This window comes from Sphingobium limneticum, from assembly GCF_008710155.1.
GTDB classification, from domain to species: Bacteria; Pseudomonadota; Alphaproteobacteria; order Sphingomonadales; family Sphingomonadaceae; genus Sphingobium; species Sphingobium limneticum.
This window is the reverse complement of sequence record NZ_VYPZ01000104.1, coordinates 1-658: the sequence shown is the minus strand read 5'-3', so window position 1 is coordinate 658 and position 658 is coordinate 1. Positions and strand designations below refer to the sequence as shown.

1 protein-coding gene and 1 pseudogene are annotated in these 658 nt (G+C 58.5%); both read right to left on the bottom strand.

Translation table 11 applies throughout. The features are described from left to right. Positions 1–132: 132 nt before the first annotated feature. A pseudogene (locus tag F4U94_RS24200) lies at positions 133–390 on the bottom strand (transposase); the annotation flags it as partial. A 44-nt stretch (positions 391–434) separates the two neighbouring features. Continuing rightward, positions 435–658: integrase core domain-containing protein (locus F4U94_RS24195; protein WP_150412212.1), on the bottom strand; the 224-nt coding region annotated here is incomplete at its 5' end.

Genomic DNA, 658 nt, shown 5'->3' with positions numbered 1-658 from the left:
CGTCGTAATTGTCGCTCGACGGTTGCTCCTCGCAACAGCAAATGGTAGCCAGAATTCACCAACCGGCGCGGCCACCTATCGGCCATCAAAATTGACGCCGACCGGACTCCGTAATCGTCGCGCTACAGCCGTGATGTCGGCTTCAAGTTCCGCCGTCGATCGGTGGACGCCGCGCTGCAGCTGCTTGCGCGTCAATTCGGCAAACCAGCGCTCGACCTGATTGATCCAGGAGGCCGATGTCGGTGTGAAGTGGACATGCCAATGCGAACGACGCGCCAGCCAGGCCTTGATCTTCGGCGTCTTGTGAGTGGCATAGTTGTCCATCACAATGTGCACGTCCGGTCCCTTGGGCATCTCGGCATCGATCCGCTTGAGGAAGTCGAGAAACTCGGTTGTGAAGCGCCCCGGGTTTTCAGGAGGCAGTTTTCATTTGGCTATGCAGCCATATCGAGGTTCTCGAGGGCTGCATAGTAATTGTCTTCGGCCTCAGCGGGCGGGATGTGCCCGATAGGGCCGAAGAGCCGGTGATTATTGTACCAATCGACCCAGCGCAGCGTTGCCATTTCCACGGCCGAAACGCTTGGCCATGATCGCTGCCGCCAGATGACCTCGGCCTTGTAAAGGCCGTTGATCGTCTCGGCTAAGGCGTTGTCGTAGG